A 1,097-nucleotide genomic window follows, 5' to 3' on the forward strand; every position below is an offset into this window, starting at 1 on the left:
GTGCCTTCGTAGATCTGGGTGATCTTGGCGTCGCGCATCATGCGCTCGACGGGGTAGTCGCGGGTGTAGCCGTAGCCGCCGAGGAGCTGGACGGCGTCGGTGGTGACCTCCATGGCGACGTCGGAGGCGAAGCACTTGGCGGCGGCGCCGAAGAAGGTGAGGTCGCCCTCGACCCGCTCGCTCTTGGCGGCGGCGGCGTAGGTGAGCTGGCGGGCGGCCTCCAGCTTCATGGCCATGTCGGCGAGCATGAACTGCACGCCCTGGAAGTCGGCGATGGGCTTGCCGAACTGCTTGCGCTCCTTGACGTAGCCCTTGGCGTAGTCGAGGGCGCCCTGGGCGATGCCGAGGGCCTGGGCGGCGATGGTGATGCGGGTGTGGTCGAGGGTCTTCATCGCGGTGGCGAAGCCGGTGCCCTCGGCGCCGATCATCCGGTCCGCGGGGATGCGGACGTTGTCGAAGTAGACCTCGCGGGTCGGGGAGCCCTTGATGCCGAGCTTCTTCTCCGGCGCGCCGAACGACACCCCCTCGTCGGACTTCTCCACGACGAAGGCGCTGATGCCCTTGGAACGCTTCTCCGGGTCGGTGACGGCCATCACCGTGTAGTACTCCGACACCCCGGCGTTGGTGATCCACCGCTTCACACCGTTGAGGACCCAGAAGTCCCCGTCGCGCACCGCGCGGGTCTTCATGCCCGCCGCGTCCGAACCCGCCTCCGGCTCCGACAGCGCGTAGGAGAACATCGCCTCACCGGCCGCCAGCGGGCCCAGGTACTTCGCCTTCAGCTCCTCCGAGCCCGACAGGATCACCGGCAGCGAACCCAGCTTGTTCACCGCCGGGATCAGCGAGGAGGAACCGCAGGCACGCGCGACCTCCTCGATCACGATCACCGTCGCCAGCGCGTCCGCACCCGCACCGCCGTACGACTCGGGCACGTGCACCGCGTGCAGATCCGCCGCCACCAGCGCGTCCAGCGCCTCCTGCGGGAACCGGCCCTCCTCGTCCACCGCGGCGGCGAACGGAGCGATCTTCGCCTCCGCCAGCGAACGGACCGTCTCCCGGAGCATCTCGTGCTCCTCGGACAGGCGATACAGGTCGAA

General features: G+C 69.0%; 1 protein-coding gene. It reads right to left on the minus strand.

Going from position 1 to position 1,097, the window contains the following annotated elements; genetic code table 11:
• Positions 1-1,097, minus strand: a 1,097-nt coding sequence (locus ABZ693_RS36125; RefSeq protein WP_359885727.1) for an acyl-CoA dehydrogenase family protein, incomplete at both ends; no start/stop codon positions are given.

This window comes from Streptomyces laurentii (genome assembly GCF_040635425.1).
Lineage (GTDB): Bacteria > Actinomycetota > Actinomycetes > Streptomycetales > Streptomycetaceae > Streptomyces > Streptomyces laurentii.